General features: G+C 69.0%; 9 protein-coding genes. 5 read left to right on the forward strand and 4 right to left on the reverse strand.

Features of this window, described 5'->3' with window-relative positions; translation table 11 throughout:
* Positions 1-81 precede the first annotated feature (81 nt).
* Complete coding sequence (locus ACGFX4_RS38855) at positions 82-306, reverse strand: hypothetical protein (RefSeq protein WP_393085454.1); 225 nt, start codon at positions 304-306, stop codon at positions 82-84.
* A 386-nt stretch (positions 307-692) separates the two neighbouring features.
* Positions 693-3,569 (reverse strand): tetratricopeptide repeat protein, encoded by a 2,877-nt coding sequence (locus tag ACGFX4_RS38860; protein ID WP_393085456.1) that lies wholly within the window; start codon positions 3,567-3,569, stop codon positions 693-695.
* A gap of 784 nt (positions 3,570-4,353) precedes the next feature.
* Here ACGFX4_RS38860 and ACGFX4_RS38865 point away from each other — a divergent pair.
* Entirely contained in the window at positions 4,354-4,557 is a 204-nt protein-coding gene (locus ACGFX4_RS38865; protein ID WP_393085458.1) for a hypothetical protein, read from the forward strand.
* Positions 4,558-5,678: 1,121 nt separating this feature from the next.
* On the opposite strand, the gene ACGFX4_RS38870 is transcribed toward ACGFX4_RS38865, so the two are convergent.
* Positions 5,679-5,831: a hypothetical protein gene (locus ACGFX4_RS38870; RefSeq protein ID WP_393085460.1), complete on the reverse strand. Its 153-nt coding sequence runs from the start codon at positions 5,829-5,831 to the stop codon at positions 5,679-5,681.
* Between the two features lie 932 nt (positions 5,832-6,763).
* Here ACGFX4_RS38870 and ACGFX4_RS38875 point away from each other — a divergent pair.
* The 3 genes from ACGFX4_RS38875 to ACGFX4_RS38885 all read left to right on the forward strand — a co-directional run bounded on the left by ACGFX4_RS38875 (position 6,764) and on the right by ACGFX4_RS38885 (position 17,099).
* Positions 6,764-10,939: a hypothetical protein gene (locus ACGFX4_RS38875; protein ID WP_393085462.1), complete on the forward strand. Its 4,176-nt coding sequence runs from the start codon at positions 6,764-6,766 to the stop codon at positions 10,937-10,939.
* A gap of 633 nt (positions 10,940-11,572) precedes the next feature.
* The gene (locus tag ACGFX4_RS38880) at positions 11,573-12,442 is read left to right on the forward strand and encodes a hypothetical protein (RefSeq protein ID WP_393085464.1); all 870 of its coding nucleotides are present in this window, start codon (positions 11,573-11,575) and stop codon (positions 12,440-12,442) included.
* 172 nt (positions 12,443-12,614) lie between these two features.
* Positions 12,615-17,099 carry a hypothetical protein gene (locus ACGFX4_RS38885; protein ID WP_393085466.1) on the forward strand — a complete coding sequence of 1,495 codons (4,485 nt, stop codon included), beginning with the start codon at positions 12,615-12,617 and terminating at the stop codon, positions 17,097-17,099.
* A gap of 317 nt (positions 17,100-17,416) precedes the next feature.
* Here ACGFX4_RS38885 and ACGFX4_RS38890 read toward each other — a convergent pair whose 3' ends face one another.
* The gene (locus ACGFX4_RS38890) at positions 17,417-17,542 is read right to left on the reverse strand and encodes a hypothetical protein (protein WP_393085468.1); all 126 of its coding nucleotides are present in this window, start codon (positions 17,540-17,542) and stop codon (positions 17,417-17,419) included.
* A 129-nt stretch (positions 17,543-17,671) separates the two neighbouring features.
* On the opposite strand from ACGFX4_RS38890, the gene ACGFX4_RS38895 reads away from it, so the two are divergent.
* The coding region (locus ACGFX4_RS38895; RefSeq protein WP_393085470.1) for a GAF domain-containing protein at positions 17,672-19,042 on the forward strand (1,371 nt) is incomplete at its 3' end.

A 19,042-nucleotide genomic window follows, 5' to 3' on the forward strand; every position in this document is an offset into this window, starting at 1 on the left:
CGACGGGGATCCGGCGCCGGGTCCCCGTCGGGACCCGCACCCTCCAGCTGGGCCCCACGGCGGAGGCCGGGGGCCGCGGTGTCAGATCGACAGGGGGCCGGGGAACACCCAGTGGCCTACGTTCGGGGCGGTGAAGGCGAACCAGCTGTGGCCGGTGGTCGGGGTGTCGCCGTCGATCTCGGCAGAAGAACTTCGAGCGCGCGAGTGGGCTGTGGGAACCCTTGGCCGTGAGTCGGAGCCCGCCTGCTTCGGTTGGCTGTCGACGGACCTGCCGCTGTACTCGCCGTCGACGATCAACTGGTTCACACACGCTCCGTGTGCGTGCGGCCCTTCATCGAACGAGTTTCTCGATCTCATGCGATGGTCAGTCACCAGGTTCGTGGGCACAGGGGACCCTGGCGACCTGTAGGTCGACACCCATTCGGGAAACGATCACGCGCTCCCCGGGAAGGGATCTTCAACCGGTGCTCAGCAGCCCTGGTCGGCCGTACTCGTGAACACCCCACCCCTCGGCCGGGCGCGACAGCACCCCGGGACAGCCCGCTTCCCGGACCCGGCCGCCGCTGCGATGTTGGGCGGCCCGTGGGCCCTTGGTGGTGTGCCTGACGCGTCTAAAGCAGCAGATCCCCTGCTGAGAGACCCGCGATCCACACCGATTGCTACTGACCGGCCCGCATCAGGAGCGCCCTTGTCTATTGAGCTCGACGCCGCCAACCGGCGAGCTGGTGGCGGGTGGTGAGGGTGTTGGGGTGGTCCGGGCCCAGGACGCGCAGCTGGTCGGCGAGCACGGCCTCGAGCAGTTCGGCGGCGCCAGCGGGGTCGCCGGCCTCGCCGCGCCAACCGGCGAGGTTGTGGCGGGTGGTGAGGGTGTTGGGGTGGTCCGGGCCCAGGACGCGCAGCTGGTCGGCGAGCAGCGCCTCGAGCAGTTTGGCGGCGCCAGCAGGGTCGCCAGCCTCGCCGCGCCACTGGGCGAGCTCGTGGCGGGTGGCAAGGGTGTCGGGGTGGTCCGGGCCCAGGACACGCAGCCGGTCGGCGAGCAGCGCCTCGTAGGCGGTGGCGGCGCCAGCGGGGTCGCCGGCCTCGCCGCGCCACTGGGCGAGGTTGTGGCGGCTGTTGAGGGTGTTGGGGTGGTCCGGGCCGAGGACGCGCAGCTGGTCGGCGAGCAGCGCCTCGAGCAGTTCGACGGCACCAGCGGGGTCGCCGGCCTCGCCGCGCCGGTAGGCGAGGTTGTGGCGGCTGTTGAGGGTGTTGGGGTGGTCCGGGCCCAGGACACGCAGCCGGTCGGCGAGCAGCGCCTCGTAGGCGGTGGCGGCGCCAGCGGGGTCGCCGGCCTCGCCGCGCCGGTGTGCGAGGTTGTGGCGGGTGGTGAGGGTGTCGGGGTGGTCCGGGCCCAGGACGCGTAGCCGGTCGGCGAGCAGCGCCTCGAGCAGTTCCGTGGCACCGAATGGGTCGCCGGCCTCGCCGCGCAACCGGGCGAGCTTGTGGCGGGTGGTGAGGGTGTCGGGGTGGTCCGGGCCCAGGACGCGCAGCTGGTCGGCGAGCAGCGCCTCGAGCAGTTCCGTGGCACCGGATAGGTCGCCGGCCTCGCCGCGCCACTGGGCGAGCTCGTTGCGGGTGGCCAGGGTGTCGGGGTGGTCCGGACCCAGGACGCGCAGCCGGTCGGCGAGCAGCGCCTCGTAGGCGGTGGCGGCGCCAGCGGGGTCGCCGGCCTCGCCGCGCCGGTGTGCGAGGTTGTAGCGGGTGGTGAGAGTGCCGGGGTGATCCGGGCCCAGGACACGCAGGTGGTCGGCGAGCACGGCCTCGAGTAGCTCGGCGGCACCGACCTGGTCGCTGGCTTGGCTGCGCCAGTAGGTGAGGTTGTGGCGGGTGGCCAGGGTGTCGGGGTGGTCCGGACCCAGGACGCGCAGCCGGTCGGCGAGCAGCGCCTCGTAGGCGGTGGCGGCGCCAGCGGGGTCACCGGCCTCACCCCGCCATCTGGCGAGAGCGTGGCGGGTGGCGAGGGTGCTGGGGTGGTCCGGACCCAGGACGCGCAGCCGGTCGGCGAACAGTGCCTCGCTCATGTCGGCGGCCGCAGCGGGGTCGCCGGCCTCACCCCGGCAGCTGGCGAGGTCGTGGCGGGTGATGAGGGTGTCGGGGTGGTCGGGGCCGAGGCGGTTGTGGGCTTCGATGTGCAGGCGCTGGAAGTGGGCGGCGGCAGCAGCCAGTTGGCCGCTTTCCCTCAGGCTCCGCCCGACGCGGAACAGCACGCTGTGGGCACCGTTCTTCTTGCCGAGCCACAGGGCTTCTCCCGCGCTGGCGGTGAGATGGTCGGTGTTGGAACGCAATGCCTGGGCGAGCGCGGTGTCGTGCTCGATCTCCGGCCAGCTGTCGAGGAGGGCGTCGGCGACTGTCAAGGCGGGACGGGTCTGGCCGGCCCCGATGGTGTCACGGGCGGCGCGCTGGGTCAGCGCGTGGACCCGCACCACCCCGAACGAGTGTTCCGCGTCCGGTGGCAGCAGATCGGCAAGGCTGAGCCGGTGCAGGACGGCCAGGACCGATTCGGCATCCCTGGTGTTGTCCCAGCGGGACAGGCGGTTCACGAGCGCCGTCTTGGCGAGCAATCGGAAGCTCCCTCTTCTCAGCCCGCGGTCGGCCATGCGCGCGACCAGGCTCCTTCGGCCTACGAAGCCGCTCCGGGCGAGGACAAGGTGGACGCGGACCGGGCCGCCGGCGAGGACAAGGACGGGGATGCCGTTGGGGTCCAGGAAGCCCGCGAGCTGCAGCAGGGGCGTGGCCAGGCCCTCGGTGTGCCGGTCCGCCCGCTCCAGGGACAAGGCAAGCACAGCCGCGAGGGTGGCCTCTTGGTCGTCGGGCAGGGCATCGGGGCCGGGGGCGAGTTCGGCCAGCGGACGCCGCTCACGCAGCAGCGCACGGTAGTCATGAACGCCCATACCCGCGCCTGCGGTGTCGATGATGTAGGAGGCGGCCTGCGCGAGAGCCAGCGGAAGGTGTCCAAGGTCGGCGGCCAGGTCCGCGATCTCCTGCGCACTCTCGCACTCGCCCAGGCCGTGGACCGCCAGACGCTCGGAAAGGTAGGCGAGAGACTGCTCAGGGCTGAACAGGCCGACCTCGACCAGCCGACGGCTACCCGTACGCAAGGCCGGGTCCCGGCGGCGGGTGGTCACGATGACCTGACACGAGGACCGCTCCGGCGGCCACAGCTCCCGCAAGTCGGACAACTCCTGCAGGTCGTCCAACACCACCAGCCAGGACCGGCCGCTGCTGCTCAGCCAGGTCAAAAACACCTGCGCCGCCGCCTGTACGTCCGCCGGGTCCGCGCCCGCGACGGCGATGCCGGCCTGCGCGTAGGTCTGCAGGATGGCTTGGCGGCTGGTCGCGGTCACCCATACGACCAGGTCCACGCTCTTGTCCCGCAGGACCTGGTGGGCGCGGTGGGCGGCGAGCTGGGTCTTGCCGATCCCGCCCATTCCCGCCAGCACCTGGCACACCACCACGGTGCCGCTCCCCGCCCGGTCCCCAGAGGCCGCGATCTCCGAGGCCAGGCCCCGGTCCTGGAACGCGTCCGCCACCTGGGGCACCACTCCGATCTGACGCGGCCGCACCACCCCGGCCCCGGAGCCGACCTGAATCCGTACGTCCCGTCCTTGAACCACCACCCCTTGGGTACCGCCGCTGATCGCGTTGGCCACCCCCGGACTCGGAACTCCCTCACCCGAATCGGGTTCGGGTTGGGCCTTTCGGAGTAGTTCGATGACCCGGAGAGTACTGGCGTGCTTTTCCTGCCACAGCGAACGCGAGAACCGCTCCGCCGCGATCTTCATCCCGGCGTCCTTGGCGTGATTCTGACAGGCCTCGACGAACGCCTCCACGAATTCCCATTGCGGAAACGGAGTCTTCCCAGTCAGGACGTCACCGACGGTACTCGGGGCAAGCGTTCCCGCGCTGCGGCCGGCGAGTTTGCGGTAAGTCGGCCTGCCGACATCCAGCAGCAGTTCATCCAGTTGCCTGCGGAAATCCCGCTGGGCTCTCTCGATCGGGCTGACCCTGGCCAACGCCTCCACGACTCCCTTCCCCTAGCGCCGCTGCCCGCGCCCCCTACCACCGCAGCGATCCCCGGCCCGCCCGCCACGCCTGACGCCCGCCCGCGAGGAGAGCGAAGCCCGCCACAGCGCGGCGGCGGCTGTCCGGGACCGTCCGCCGGACAGATGGTCAGCGTAGGCCCGGACCTGCCCTGTTGGCAGGTGAATCCGGATCAGACCGCATCCGCCCACCTTGGCCTCCTCCGCCGGGATCGTGGTGGTCAAGCCGGCCGGCTGACCCGTACTCACCACGACCCCGCCGGGGGAGGACCTCATGTCCCGCAAGAAGCAGCACACCCGAAACGAGAAGACCCCGCGCACCGCGATGGTCCCCGAGCAGCCAGCCGCACCCCACGAGACGCCGGCCCCAGACACCGGCGACCACCTCACCGGACAGATCGCCCGAGGCGCAGCCTCCGGAGCCGCTCGCTCGATCACCGACTGGATCATCGAGCAGATCACCGAGCACCTAGGCTGACCACATCCCCTGGGTCCGGCTCCGCCGGCCCCAGGGGAGCGTCGACGCGCATTCTTCGGTTGATGTGCCAGGCCCAGAAAGGCTTTCGGGTCCCTTTGGTAGATGCCATGACTATTTTCAGGGAGCAGCTCGGAGTGGCAAATCAAATGAGTTTGGACGAGTAGAGTCGCAGGTATCCGTTACGCGGTGGCGGGTCGGTGGGGCACGCCGGTCGGCCCTCCAAGCGCACCGAAGGTGAACGCCTACTACTTCCCGCTGCGGAAGTAGTAGGCGGTTTGGGTACGGGTGAGGCCGACCCCGTGAGGCTGGGGTGACCGAACCGAGTGCGGCTGACAGGTCGTCAGGCCGCTGGATTACCTGCGCAGCGTCCGTGCAGAAGCGGTTCGCGGTTCGGTGCATCCTCCCGCCGCCGGAGCCGGCTACCTGGCGGAGCTGTGGCGCGTGGTTCGGGAGAGGTTGCCCCTGATGCCGTATACGGGGTGTCGCCGGCGGGCTTCCCAAGTCCTTGGGAGTCGTTGACGCGGTTGCGGAAGTCGATGGCGGATTCGGACCGGCTGTCGTGCTTCTTGCGCGGGTGGAGGGTCGGCGGAGGTGTGGAGGAACCTGGCAGCTGCACGTACGTGGGCGTCTGATTCCCGCTCGTGAGCTGAACCGGGAGTCCGGCTTTCGGCGGCTCCGCTGCTATCCGGACGGTTCACCTGCGTCGATGGCGAACATCCTGGTGTACAGGCGTCGATCCTGGGAGGGCGCGGCAGCCAGCGGACTGGTTGCTGTTGCCCGCTGCGCACCTAGGTGGCGGGTCTGTGGTGCCGGTCGTTGGCGGCCCGGTCGCCGTCCGGGGAGATGCCGACCTCGATGCCACGTCAGGCGAACGGTTCGTGGCCCTGCTCGCTGGGCCGTAAGTCGTTGGTGTGGATCACCAGGCGCGGTGTTCGACTCTCAAACAGCGGGCGCGCAGCGGGTCGCGCCCCGGTGCGGCACGCCCGGTGCGGACAGCAGGGGCTCGCCGGCGTGCACACTGGCATGCAAAGTCGGCATGGGACGCTCGCCAGACGGCGACGGCCGTGCGCCTTCAGCGGGGCGGGCTGGCGACCGGGTCCGGATGGTGGCCAGCCCGCTGCTCAGCGGCTGATCAGCCAGTGCCCGAGCAGGGTCAGCGGGAGCCCGCCGGCGGTGTAGGCGGCGCCCAGGAGGGCGCGTCGGCCCAGGACCCGCATACGGTGCCGCCACGGACCTCGCGGGGCTCCTCCGGGCTGTTCGTCGGTAGGCTTCATAGCCGGTACTCCTCTTGGTAGACGGGTGTATCGAACGGGGAGTCCCCGGTCAGAGCCGGCATGCTCTGACCGACCAGGGACTCCCCGGGCCGATGGGTGGCGAGCCGTGACACTAGCGCTGGACCGCCTTACCGGCGGGTGATAAGTCCGTTTCTGGATGATTTGATGTCACCCGTTCGTGGCGCAAAATCGTTCCGGCATCAAGATTGCCCCGTTGCCGAACATGTCCCCGTCATTGGCCCGACCTCGGTCGATCCCAAAGAAGAGCTGTGATCTCTAAGTAGTGATGCAGTCTTCTGAGTGCAATCGCAGGGCCAGGGGTTCGGGGGGCGTTGAGCTGCGGGGATCTGGGCAGTGGGTGCTCTTGAGCTGATGGTGGTGGCAGTTTGGCCTTCTGGGTCAATTTGCATGACTGCAGGTCAGGGGCGTGTGTGTCCTGCAGGATGACTTAAATCGCCTACGACGTGGCCCCCGACAGAGCCGGGCGACGCGGGTTCTCTTTGCGGTTGAACCGCGGACGCCGCCCGTCGTGGAGGCCGACATCGAGCCCGTACCGGGGCCGGGGGAGGGGCTCGGCCAGCTGATCACACCCGCGAGGCCGCGGTCTTCTATCCACTCGTGCTGTGTCCGCCTGGTGAAGTGCCGTGATCACCAAACTGTGGCATGCAGGTTCTCTGACACGAGAGCGGTGGGCAGGGAGAGTCCTGGAATTCCCTTCAGCTTCACCGCTGGTGCCGAGCAGACCCGAGACACCGCCGCGGTCTGGAGCCGAATCGGGACGACAGCCGCCCGGCAAGTGCACAGAGGGTTCGGCTTCCGCGGCTGTCTCGCGAACGGGCTGGTGGTGTCCGCCACCGCGCCCTACATTACCTGCTGACTACTAGTCAGGCCGTGTCGGTCTGAAGGGCTGGGGACTCGTGGTGCGGGCGTTGGTGGCAGGCGTCGGGGAGTCTTTCGCGCTGCACCTGAGCGAAGAGGATCAGGCCGACGGCATGAGGCCGTTCGAGGCCCTGCCAGCCGTCGAGGACGCGGTACGAATCATGGCGTTCGCGCTCGACCGGATCGGTGCCGTGACCGGCGGTGAACCGATGCTGCACTGCGGCAGAGCCGAGTTCTTGGGGCGGTGGAGCGAACTGCGCCAGCAGGCCAATGCCGGCGAGCCGCTCATCGTGCATTTCTCCGGCCACGGCACCCAGCCCACTGGGGGTGGTGCGCTTTACCTGGCTACAGCCGGCGGTAGCGCCCGAGACGACAAGCTGGACGACACCTGTGTCAGCTTCGAATCCCTGCTTCGCGAGGCGAAGAACAGCGGGCGGCAGGTGCTCTTCCTCCTGGATGTGTGCGAGGCCGGGCAGGCCATCATCCAGCAACAACTCGCCGACCTGGCGTCCCGCAGGCCGCAGGACGTCCCCCCAAACGTCTGGATCATTGGAGCCTGCACCAGTGAAGCCGCCACCTACGGTGCCCGCTTCACCACGGCCGCCGCCGAGGTGCTGCACCAGTTGGCCGACGGAGACCTCGACGTGAACCCCACGCTCTCGCACGTACCGGTCGAGACAGTGGCCGCAGCGATAGACCGATACCTCGCCGAGTGGAACCGGGCCGACAGAATCCTCGGCCAGTCCGTGGTTCGCAGTCCGCACGTCCACGCCGTCCCAGACGTACAACCGTTCTTCCCCAACCCCGCGCACACCTCCGACCCCGGAATCGACCTCCTAACCACCATGAACCCCCGGCTTCGGGAGTTCGCCCTTAGCTGCGCGCCGAATCTGGACCCGCTGCACTTCGCCACCCGAGCCGCTGGCAACCGCACCGCGACCGCCATCCACTTCTCTGGCCGCCACTCTCAGCTCCGCCGGATCCAGGAGTGGACCTATGACGCGGACGGCGATCATGGTGGACTGCTCGTGGTCACAGGCGGTCCCGGCAGCGGCAAATCGGCCCTCCTCGGTGTCACCGCCTGTCTGCTCCACCCCGAGCTAGCGCCTCTCGGAGATCTGGTGGGCTCGGCCGTGGAGCACTTCGAACCGCGTGTGCCCGCCACCGTCCTGGCCGTCCACGCCCGCCAGCTGAATCTCCATCAGGTCATCGACTCGTTGTGGCAACAACTCCACGATCAGCAGACCCGCGGTCGGATTCAGCTCCCGGAACCGCCAGATAGGACCGCACTCCTGGAGGCACTCCAGGATGCCGACGACGTCCTCGTGATCCTTGACGCCCTTGATGAAGCCACCGAACCGGCAGCGGTCCTCAACGAATTTCTCCTTCCACTCGTGAGTGGGAGCCGCCGGAGCGCCGGCCGGTGTCGAGTGCTGATCGGCACTCGACCCTGGTGGGACGTCCTTCCCGCGCTGCACCGCCACCTGGTCGAACATCCCGCCGAGCTGCTCGACCTCGACCCCGCCACCGAGGACGACCGCCGGGTCCTCGCCGACGACCTCGACATCTACTTGCGGAAGGTCATGCCGCGACGGCTCCTGCCGCGCCCGAAGGTGCGCCAGATTGCCGAGCAGCTCGCCACCTACAGCGACCACGGCGCCTTCCTCGTCGCTGCCCTTTACGCCGACCACCTGCGCTTGGATCGCCGACGCGCGGAAGGCGGACCACCGCGCACCATCACCGAGGTCTTCGACATCCACATCAACCTGCTCACGCGTGGCGATCGGTGGATGCGTCCAGTGCTGGAAGTCCTCGGGCAAGCCCGAGGTCAGGGCATGCCCCTCAACCTCATCCACGAGGCAGCCCTCGCCCACCAACCGCCGGCCCCAGGCCAGCCCACACCCCAGCTCGCCGACACCCGTCGTGTCATTGCCAAAGCCACATTCTATCTACGTGCAACCCCGGGCAGCGATCACCGCCTCCTCTACCGCTACTTCCACGAGGCCCTCGCTGAGCACACCCGCGCTCACACCGACCCCGCCACGATCTACAACGCCCTCACCGGCACCCTCCTCCATACCCCCACCAGCACCTCATCCTGGGCGCAGGCCGATCCCTACCTATTGCGTCACGCCGCCGAACACTCCTGCTCCGTAGGCATCGGAGCCGTCGACCAGCTCCTCGAGGATCCGCAGTTCCTCCTCCACGCGGAACCCGACACTCTCTCCCCCTATCTCCACAGGGCCATCAGCAGACTCGCCATCCACCACGCCCACATCTACCGAACCACCACCAGCCATCACTCCCGGCGTCACCAGCTCCAAGCCCGCCGGGACCTTCTCGCCCTCGACGCTGCTGTCTGGCACAACCCCCGCCTTGCCCACCTCCTCGCGACCACGCCCGTCGACCGCAATGCCGCCGTCGCCACGCCACGGTGGGCAACCAACAGTGAAGCGAACCCAGCCCGCGTCCACACCCTTACCGGCAACGAACAGGGATGGATATACGCGGCGGCGACCTTGATGCTTGACGACGGCCGGACAATTGCCGTGACCGGTGACTTTGTGGGGGCTCTGGTCGTGTGGGACCTGGCCACCGGAGAACGCCTCCGCACCATCGCCGAACCGATCGGCACGGTGCGAACTGTCGCTCTTGGATTCAGCAGCAGAGGGCCAGCTGTGCTCGCGGGGAACTCTGAGGGGGCGGTCATCGGCTTCGACCTGGATACCGGTGAAGTCCATCATTTCCGCGCCGGCCCGGCAGGTGATATTCGCGTGATCGTCCCTGGCGCGCTGCCCGGGCGAAGTGTCGCCATCACCTGTAACGACGACGGGCAAGCGATCGTGTGGGACCTGATCACCGGGGAAGAACTCCACGTTCTCACCGGTGCCAACAACGGAAAGGTGGGAGCGGTAGCCGTCGAAAAGCTAGCCGATGGTCAGAGGGTGGCTGTCACCTGCGACGACGAGGGATGCACGACAGTGTGGGACCTCGCCACAGGGGAACGCCTCCGCACGCTCACTAGCCCCACGGACCCGGCCCATTGTGTGGCGACGACGGTGCTTCCTGATGGGCGGAGTGTCGCTGTCACGGTCACCCGCAGTTTCGACGCAGAGACCCTGCTTCGTGCATGGGACCTGAAGACCGGGGATCTTCTTCATACCGCTACGGGTCCGGAAGGCTGGGTCTACGTGGTGGCAGTCGAAGGGCTGCGCGACGGACGGATCATCGCCGTCACCGGTGGAGATGGGCAGGTACTCGTGTGGGACCTGACCAGCGGCGAGCATCGCACCTTTGCGGCAGGTAACTACCCTAGCCGCGTCAACACGGTGGCGATAACGGTCCTGCCCGACGGGCGCGCCATAGCTGTCACCGGCGACACCGCTGGTCGAGTGCTGCTGTGGGACCTCGCTTTGGAGGAGGATCCTCACATCCTCAGTGGGCACTCCGCGAGAGTGCGGGCGGTGGCGGTCACAAGGTTGCCGAACGGACGCGCCATCGCTGTCGCGATCGACTCTTCCTACTCCGCCGAGATCCAGGTGAGGGACCTGAAAACTGGCGATCTCTTGTCTACTTTCTCCCACAACACCCTAAAGCTGAATTCCGTGGCGGTCACGGTGCTGCCCGATGGGCGCGCCATATCCGTTGCAGGCGACGATCAGGGGCAGATCCTGATGTTGGACCTCGCCACAGGTGATCATCTTCACACCCTCACCGACCACGGATGGTTCGTCACGGTGGCGGCCGTGGTGCTGCCTGGCGGGCGTGCCATCGCGATTTCCGGGGGCTCCGAGGGACGAGTCTTGACGTGGGATGTTGCCACCGGCGAGCACGTCCACACCCTTACTGGACACACTGGATGGGTTTGCGCGGTGGCGGCCGTGGTGCTGCCTGGCGGGCGTGCCATCGCGATTTCCGGAGACTTCGAAGGACGAGTCTTGACGTGGGATGCCGCCACCGGCGAGCACCTTCATTCGTTCTCTGGCCATAACGGATCGGTCAACGCGGTGGCGGCCACGGTGCTTCCAGACGGCCGCGCGATCACCGTCACAGGTGATGACAAGGGACAGATCCTGATGTGGGATCTCGCTACCGGGTGCCAGATTCGCCCGGAAACGACGATGCCGAACCCTGTGGGGGCGATCGCCGCCACTAGCGATGGGATGGTAGTCGGCTACGGGGACGAGGTGGCGCATTTCCTCTGGGCTACCGACTCTGACGTGCCGTGATTGGGGAACCTGAAGGACTGCAGTTCCTTGCTGCTCGCCCAGGCGGCCAGGTCCTGCGGGCCACACCCCACCGGGGCTCCGGCTTCGGCCAGGTCTCGGCACGCTCGGCTCGTTGCCCGGCGGCCGCGCCGGCGGCATCGGGTTGAACCGCCGTCGGCCTCGATGCCTACTACGTCATGTATGCCAAGGGCATGAGGCTCGAGAGGAAACTGCTCGCGGCCACGGTGAAGCGCCGGGCCTCGACTCTGCATCTCCCTCGCCGACGCCCTGTGACGTAAAGTCGGCCCGCTGCCGGTCTCGCCAGCGGCCTAGCTCGACCTGATCTACCGCCAGGAGTTGCGAGGCGGCGCACAGCTGTTCCCGCGGCCCCGCGCAGGCAAGTCTGCATTCCTCAGTGGCCTGGTCATCGACGTCTTCTGCGGCTGCATAGTGACCACCACCCCTGTGGCGACCTACGGGCCACAACGGAGCGGCGCTGGCTTTCAACGGCAATGTCACCGGGCGCCGCGAACACCCTGCGCTGGAACCGGGACAGGGCCGCACCGACATGGGGATGGTGTGGCGGTAGTGGTGGCGCGGGTAGGCCGAGGGGAGAGAGGCCCGGGCACGGGCCGTCACCTTGGGGGGGTAGCTGTGGCGCCGGTCGTCGTGGTGCACGGAATTTTTAACCATGTTCCCGGTGCGGCACCGGAGAAGGCAGCGGAACATCACCTGGAGAGGTTGCGGCCGCGGCTCGGCGAGAGCCTCGGACGGTTGTCGGTCGCGGCGCCCGCGGTGGCGATGGCCTACTTCGCCGACCTGCTCCGCCCGGACCTGCCCGAACAGGCCCAGTCGGGGGGTGACGACGCGGGCTTCGAGGGTCTCGGCCCTGCGGAGCGGGCTGCGGCGGCCGAGTGGCTTGTGGCGGCCGGGGCAGTTGTTCCGGACGATCCGCAGAACGTGGCGCTGGCACCGTTGCGGCAGATGCTCGGCTGGCTGGTCCGCGAACGCGGCTCCCATCTCACCCGGGCTTTGCAGGAGCAGACCGTCCGCCGTCTAGAGCGCACGATCGTGACGAATCTCCGCGAGGCGGAGGCATACACCACGTGGCCGCAGCGACGCGAGCTGGTCCGCGAGCGGGTGGCGGAGGTAATCAGGCGGGAAGCGCCGTCGGTCGTCATCGCACACTCGCTCGGCTCGTATGTCACCTACGAGACCCTGCACGCGAACCCCGACCTGGAGGTCGAGCTGCTGGTGACTGTCGGCTCCCCCCTGAGGGTGCCTGCGCTGGCCCGCCGCCTCGACCCGGCGCTGCGATCCGGCCGCGGCGCCCTGCCTGCCGGTGTGAGCCGGTGGGTGAACATCGCCGACGTCGGCGACCTGATCGCCGTACCGCCGAAGCTCGGTGAGGTGTTCCCCGTCCACGCCGACGAGACCTGCGACAACGGGATCGGGTTCCACGGACTGGGCGGCTATCTTGCCAACGGCCTGCTCGCGGCCGCCGTCACCCCGTACATTTCCTGACGCACCGTCGGGCCAACGGACAGGAGCCAGCCGTGACCCGACGGATGACGGGCACTCCCACCGGCCGCCAGCTCCGCGCGGGCGGCGTCGGCGCCTGCCGGTCGGCCGGGGCGTAGGTCCCGGGGGAACAGATTCGGACCGCACGACAATGCAGCAAGGGGGAGGGGCCGGGATGGCCAAGGCACTGGTGGCAGGGGTCGGGCACCTTGAGCGGTACATCGGCGAGGAGGACCAGGCCGACGGCGCCGCCGTCTTCGGAAAGCTGCCGGCCGTCACCGAGGCGGCCAAAGTGCTGGCCTCAGCACTGGAGCGGGCCGGTGTCTCCACCGGAGAGGCGCTGCTCGAATGCACAAGGGACACCTTCACCCGGTCATGGAACCAGCTGCAGGAGCACGCCGGAGCGGACGAGCCACTGATCCTGCACTTTACCGGCCACGGCGTCACAGCTCCGGGCAGCGGCACCCTCTACCTGGCCACCGCCGACGGCGACGCCCGCCCAGGAAAGCTGGACGACACCTGCGTCAGCACCCAGGATCTCCTGACACGGGCCGAGAACGCGGCATACGACAGCGGGCGACCGGTGCTGTTCCTGCTCGACGTGTGCGGGGCCGGCCAGGCCGTCGTCCAGCAGCAGCTCACCGACCTCGCCACCCGCCGCCGGCAGGACGGTCGGCGGAACGTATGGATCATCGGGGCCTGCGCGAACGACGCGGTCACCTACGGCGCCCGCTTCACCGCTGCCGTCGCCGAAACCTTGCGCCGACTCGCCGACTTCGAACTCGACATCAGCCCGGCCCAGGAGTACGTGCCCGTCTCCACCCTCGCCCAGGCGATCAACCGCCAGCTCGCCGCCACTGACCGGGCCTGCGGCCACCCCGGCCAGGACATCGTCCATACACCGCACGCGAGTGCCGCCCCTGAGACGCCCGCGTTCTTCCGCAACCCCGCCCACAGCAAGGATCCCCAGGCCGGTCTCCTGACCGGCATGAACCCGTGGCTGCGCGAGTTCGCCCTCGCCTGCTCCCCAGGCCTGGACCCATTGCACTTCGCCACCCGCGCCGCAGGCGAACCCCACGTCACCGACTTCCTGTTCTCCGGCCGGACCTCCCACCTGCGGCGGATCGAGGACTGGAACCGGGACACCGGCGCAGATCCGGCAAACCGGCTCCTGGTGGTCACCGGCAGCCCAGGCAGTGGAAAGTCCGCGCTCCTCGGCATCACCGCCTGCCTGCTCCACCCCGAACTCACCCCGCTCATCGTCCGGGTCGCCCGCGTCGTGCCCGAGGGATTCGCTCTCCACTCTCGAGGCCGGGTGCTGGCCGTCCACGCTCGCCAACTCACCCTCCAGGCCATCACCGACTCCCTCGTCCACCAACTCCGCCTCCAACACACCCCCACCCCCGGTGCGGATTGCCCCATCCCGCCGAGCCTCGGCCAGGCAGAGCGGATGAGCACCGCCGACCTCGTCCGTGAACTGAACACCACGGGCGGAGACACTCTCGTCATCCTGGACGCCCTGGACGAGGCCGACGACCCCGCAGCCGTCCTGAACCAACTTCTCTTGCCCCTCACCACCGGCAGCAATTCCGGCTGCCGCGCCATCATCGGCACCCGGCCCTGGTGGGACACCCTCCCCGCCCTACACCAGCACCTGACAGCGCACCCCGAAGCGAAACTCGACACCGACCCCTCTACCGCACGCGACCGCCTCGTCCTTGCTGACGACCTCGCCACCTACCTGGGCAAGCTCCTTCCCCTCCACGACCGTGACGTGCTGCGCGACGTCGGCGACCGCCTCGCCCACTACAGCGACCACGGCGCCTTCCTCGTGGCCGCCCTCTACGCCGACCACCTGAGCACCACCCCCGACAGTGTCCCGGCCGACGCACCGTGCTCGGTCACCGAAGTGTTCGACCTCCACACCGGCCAACTTGCCGCCGCCGACCCGTGGATCCGCCCCGTCCTCACGGCCCTCGGCCACGCCCGCGGCCAGGGCATGCCCCTCGACCTGCTCCACGCCGCCGCCCTCGCCCACCAACCCCCCGCCCCCGGCAGCCCCACCCCCCAACTCGCCGACACCCGCCGAGTCCTCACCAAGACCGCGTTCTACCTGCGCACCGCCCCCGACACCGACCACCGCCTCCTCTACCGCTACTTCCACCAGGCCCTCACCGACCACACCCGCCGCCACGCCGACCCGGCCACCCTCCACCAGGCCCTTCTCGACACGATCCCCTCGACACCCACCGGCGCCCCGAAGTGGCAAGACGCCCAGCCCTACCTCCTGAGCCACGCCGCCGCCCACGCCGCAGCCGCCGGCGACCATGCTGTCGACCGCCTGCTCGAAGATCCCATCTACCTGCTCCACGCCGACCCCGACACCCTCACCCCCCACCTCAACCACGCCCACAGCCAACAGGCACAGCTCCACGCCCACATCTACCGCACGACCACCGCCCACGACCCCCGGCGCCACATGATCGAGGCCCGCCGCGGCCTCCTCGCCATCGACGCCGTAGCCTGGCAACATCCGGACTTCGCACACACCGTCACCCGCGCACGGCCGTTCAGCGGCGCCGCCATGCCGACCGCCAGGTGGGCGACCCGCCGCACCCACCCCGCTCGGTTGCACACCCTCAACCACGCTGGCGAGGTGATCTCGGTGGCGGTGGCGGCCGGCCCACATGGCCCTCTCGCTATCACCACCAGCAACGACAAGACGGCGATCGTCTGGAACCCCGTCACCGGGCAGCGCCTTCACACCCTCGAAGGCCACACCGGCAGGGTGAGGTGGGTGGCGGTCCTCGATGGCCCGCAGGGCCCACTCGCCATCACTACCAGTTGGGACTGTACGGCGATCGTCTGGAACCTCATCACCGGGCAGAGACTCCACATCCTTGAAGACCATGCTGAAAAGGTGCATTCGGTGGCGGTCCTCGATGGCCCGCAGGGCCCACTCGCCATCACCACCAGTTGGGACTACACGGCGATCGTCTGGAACCCCATCACCGGGCAGAGACTCCACACTCTCGAAGGCCACACCTACTGGGCGCAGGTGATAGTGCCACCGGCGGTGGCCGTGGCGACAGGTCGGGAAGGTCCTATCGCCATCACTACCAGCTACGACCGTACGGCGATCGTCTGGGACCCCACGACCGGGCAGCGCCTGCGAGCCCTCAGGGGCCACACGGACCTGTTGACCTCGGTGGCGGTGGCGGCGGGTCCGGAAGGCCTTCTTGCCATCACCACCAGCTACGACTGTATGGCGATCGTCTGGAACCCCGTCACCGGGCAGCGCCTGCGCACCCTTGAAGGCCACACCGATTGGCTGACCTCGGTGACGGTGGCGACAGGCCCAAAGGGCCTTCTTGCCATCACCACCAGCACGGACGGTAGCGCGATCGTCTGGAACCCCGTCACCGGGCAGCGCCTCCATACCCTTGAAGGCCACACCGGCCCGGTGGGCTCAGTGGCCGTCCTAGATGGCCCTCACGGCCGCCTCGCCATCACCACCGGCTTCGGCCCTGACCACACGGCGATCGTCTGGAACCCCACCATCAAACAGCTCCCGCAAACCCTTGAAGGCCATGCCCACAAGGTGACCTCGGTGGCGGTCCTCGATGGCTCACACAGCTCCCTCGCCATCACCACCAGCTACGACGGCAAGGCGATCGTCTGGAACCCCACCACCGGGCAGCGCCTCCACACCCTCGAAGGCCACACCGGCCCGGTGACCTCGGTGGCGATCCTCGATCGCCCTCACGGCCCTCTTGCCATCACTACTGGCTGGGACTGGACGGCGATCGTCTGGAACCCCATCACCGGGCAGCGCCTCCACACTCTCGAAGGCCACACCGACAAGGTGAACTCGGTGGCGGTTGCGGCTGGCCCTCACGGCTCCCTCGCTATCACCGCCGGCGCGGACGGCAACGCGATCGTCTGGAACCTCACCACCGGACAGCGCCTCCGCACTGTCAGATGCCGCACTGGACCGTTCGCGGTGGAGGTGGACTCGGTGGCGGTGGCGGTTGGTCCGAAGGGGCCGCTCGCCATCATCACCAGCTCGGACGGCAAGGTGATCGTCTGGAACCCCATCACCGGACAGCACCCGCACAACTTCGAAGGCCACAGCCTCAAAGGCCGCGCTCGCCGAGTGAACTCGGTGGCCGTGACGGTGGCGCCAGGTCCGGACGGGCCGCTCGCCATTACCAAGGACTGGGGCGGCAAGGTGATCGTCTGGAATCCCGTCACCGGACAGCACCTGCGCACCCTCAAAGGCCGCGCCGACCTAGTGGACTCGGTGGCGGTGGCGGTGGCGGCCGGCCCAGACGGGCCGCTCGCCATCACCACCAGCTGGGACGGCAAGGTGATCGTCTGGAACCTCACCACCGGACGGTACCTACGCACCCTCAAAGGCCACACCGGTCCGGTGAGGTGTGTGGTTGCCCTCGAAGGTCCTGACGGCCCTCTCGCCATGACCACCGGCGACGACTGCACGGCGATCGTCTGGAACCCCACCACCGGACAGGCCATCCACCGCATCTACCTCCCGCACCCGGCCCAACAAGCTGCCGCCTGCGGTACCGGATTCCTCGTCCTGTACGGCCCCGAGACCGCCTACATCGACCTACAGCGCACCAAGGCTCCGCGTCAGTGAGCTGCACAGCAGCAGACTCGTGACGATGACGACCACACACGATCCTTCTCTTGAGACATCACCTCGGCCTGGAGAACTGGGAATGCGCGCCTGGAGCAGTCCGGTGCCGCGCAGGCCTGCGTTCGGTCTGGTGGCGCCAGGGTTCGCGAGCGTCCGGCCGACCTCGACGGCCGTCACCGTGCCCGGCGCGGTGGGTGAGCAGCGCGGCGTTCCAAGCGCACCGGGCCAGCCAGACGCGACGCGCGGCAAATCCGGTTGCCCCAATTGGCGATCACCAGCCCCGGGCGAGGAGACCGAGGCGCCCTGCGGGGCGGCGGCTACCGGCTGCCCTTCAGGACGGCGGCGGTCCACCGCCGCAGGCCGCCGATCAGGGCCGAGCAGCGGGCGATGCCGTCCGGCAGGATCGGCAGCACAAGGACGGCCGGCAGTACGGCCGCGGTCACCATGACCACCGGAACGAGAGCGAGCGCAGTGATCAGCGAACGCTGACATGCCGTCAACTGCCTTGCAAGAGAGGAGAGCATCGAGGCCCTTTCCGATGTGCGGTGGCTGGACGTCGCCTACCCTTCTTGGTGGGTGACCCGTTGCGCCACGGAAACGTGTTGCCGATGACGCGCAACGCGGTGGCCGTGACATCTGGGGGCAGGGAGATGCTGGATCGGCGCGCGGCGCGGCCGGCCGACACGGCCAAGGCCGACCTTGAGCCGCAGGTCGCTGCGTTCGTCGAATTCCTCGGACAGCTCTTCGCGGCGCTCGACACGACCCTGACCCGTCTCTCCGCGCGCTGCCACCGCAACAAGGGGTCCGTCTCACGCTATTTCAGCGGCGAGCGGATCGCCCCGAAAAGCTTTGTCGAGGACCTGCTGCGCCAAGTCGTCGAGCACACCGGGCAGGCCGTCACGGCCGAGGTCCGCGACCAGGCCCACCTGCTGCGCATGGACGCGTTGCGGGTCCGCAACCCGGCCCGGTACCAGCTCGACGAACTGGCCGATCGTCTCGGCGCCGCCGAGCGCGAACTGCGCCTCGCCACCGTCCGAGAACGCGCCCTCCTGGAAGCCTACGAATCGAAGGCGGAACAGGCGCGGCAGGCCGAGCAGCGCTATCTCCAGCTGGAGTCCGACTGGGCGACCGCCCAGTACACCGCTGGAGCGGCAACCCTTGAGCTGTACACCGGCCCGGACCAGGCGGACGAGATCCGCGACGAACTCCTCGCCCTGAAAAGCGAGCTGGAAGCCCTGCGCCTCGAGCTCGCCCGGGCCCAGGCGCTGAAACACGCCGCCGAGGAGCACTGCGTTCGCCTCGAAGCCCGACTCCTTGCCGCCGAAGCCACCCTCAACGCCGAGCGAAGCAGAGCACGCACCGCGCCGCCCCCGGCGCCAGCCCTCGAGTCATCGCACATGACCTTTGTGCGGCAGGCCAGCAGCCGCATCGGCAGCACCCCCGACCTGGACACCACCGCCCGCGAGTTGTGCCAGGCACTGACACCCCTCTACGGCGACTTCGCCTGCGTCGACCTGCTGGACGGGCTGATCTCCGACGCCGAACTGCCCGACACGCCGCCGGACGACCGCACCGAGCTGCGCCGCCTCGCCCGCGCCTTCAACCCGGCCACCGCCCAGTGGGACCACGTCCTGGACGAGGGCACACTGCTCACCATGCTGGCCTCCACCCCGCCGGGCCTGGCCCTGCAGGAAAACAAGCGGGTTCTGGTCCCGGTGATCGGTCCGGACGCGGCGGCGGGCTGCGCGGTCGTGCTCGGCGGGCCGGAGCTGGCCGCGGTGGTCGCCGGTAGCTCGGTGGTGGTGGTGCCGTTGTCGGTGCGCGGCCGTGTGCTCGGCGTCCTCACCGTGCTGCGGCTGCCCGACCGGGCGCCGTTCACCCGGAGCGACGCCGACACCCTGCAGGAGCTGGCGGTCCGCGCCGCGCTGTCGCTGGACAACGCC

The organism is Kitasatospora sp. NPDC048365, from assembly GCF_043200835.1.
In the GTDB taxonomy this organism is placed as follows: Bacteria; Actinomycetota; Actinomycetes; order Streptomycetales; family Streptomycetaceae; genus Kitasatospora; species Kitasatospora terrestris.

Coding starts and splice junctions, on each gene's coding strand:
- ACGFX4_RS38865 (WP_393085458.1), top strand. CDS start 4,354: ATGTCCCGCAAGAAGCAGCACACCCGAAACGAGAAGACCCCGCGCACC.
- ACGFX4_RS38870 (WP_393085460.1), bottom strand. CDS start 5,831: ATGAAGCCTACCGACGAACAGCCCGGAGGAGCCCCGCGAGGTCCGTGG.
- ACGFX4_RS38885 (WP_393085466.1), top strand. CDS start 12,615: ATGGCCAAGGCACTGGTGGCAGGGGTCGGGCACCTTGAGCGGTACATC.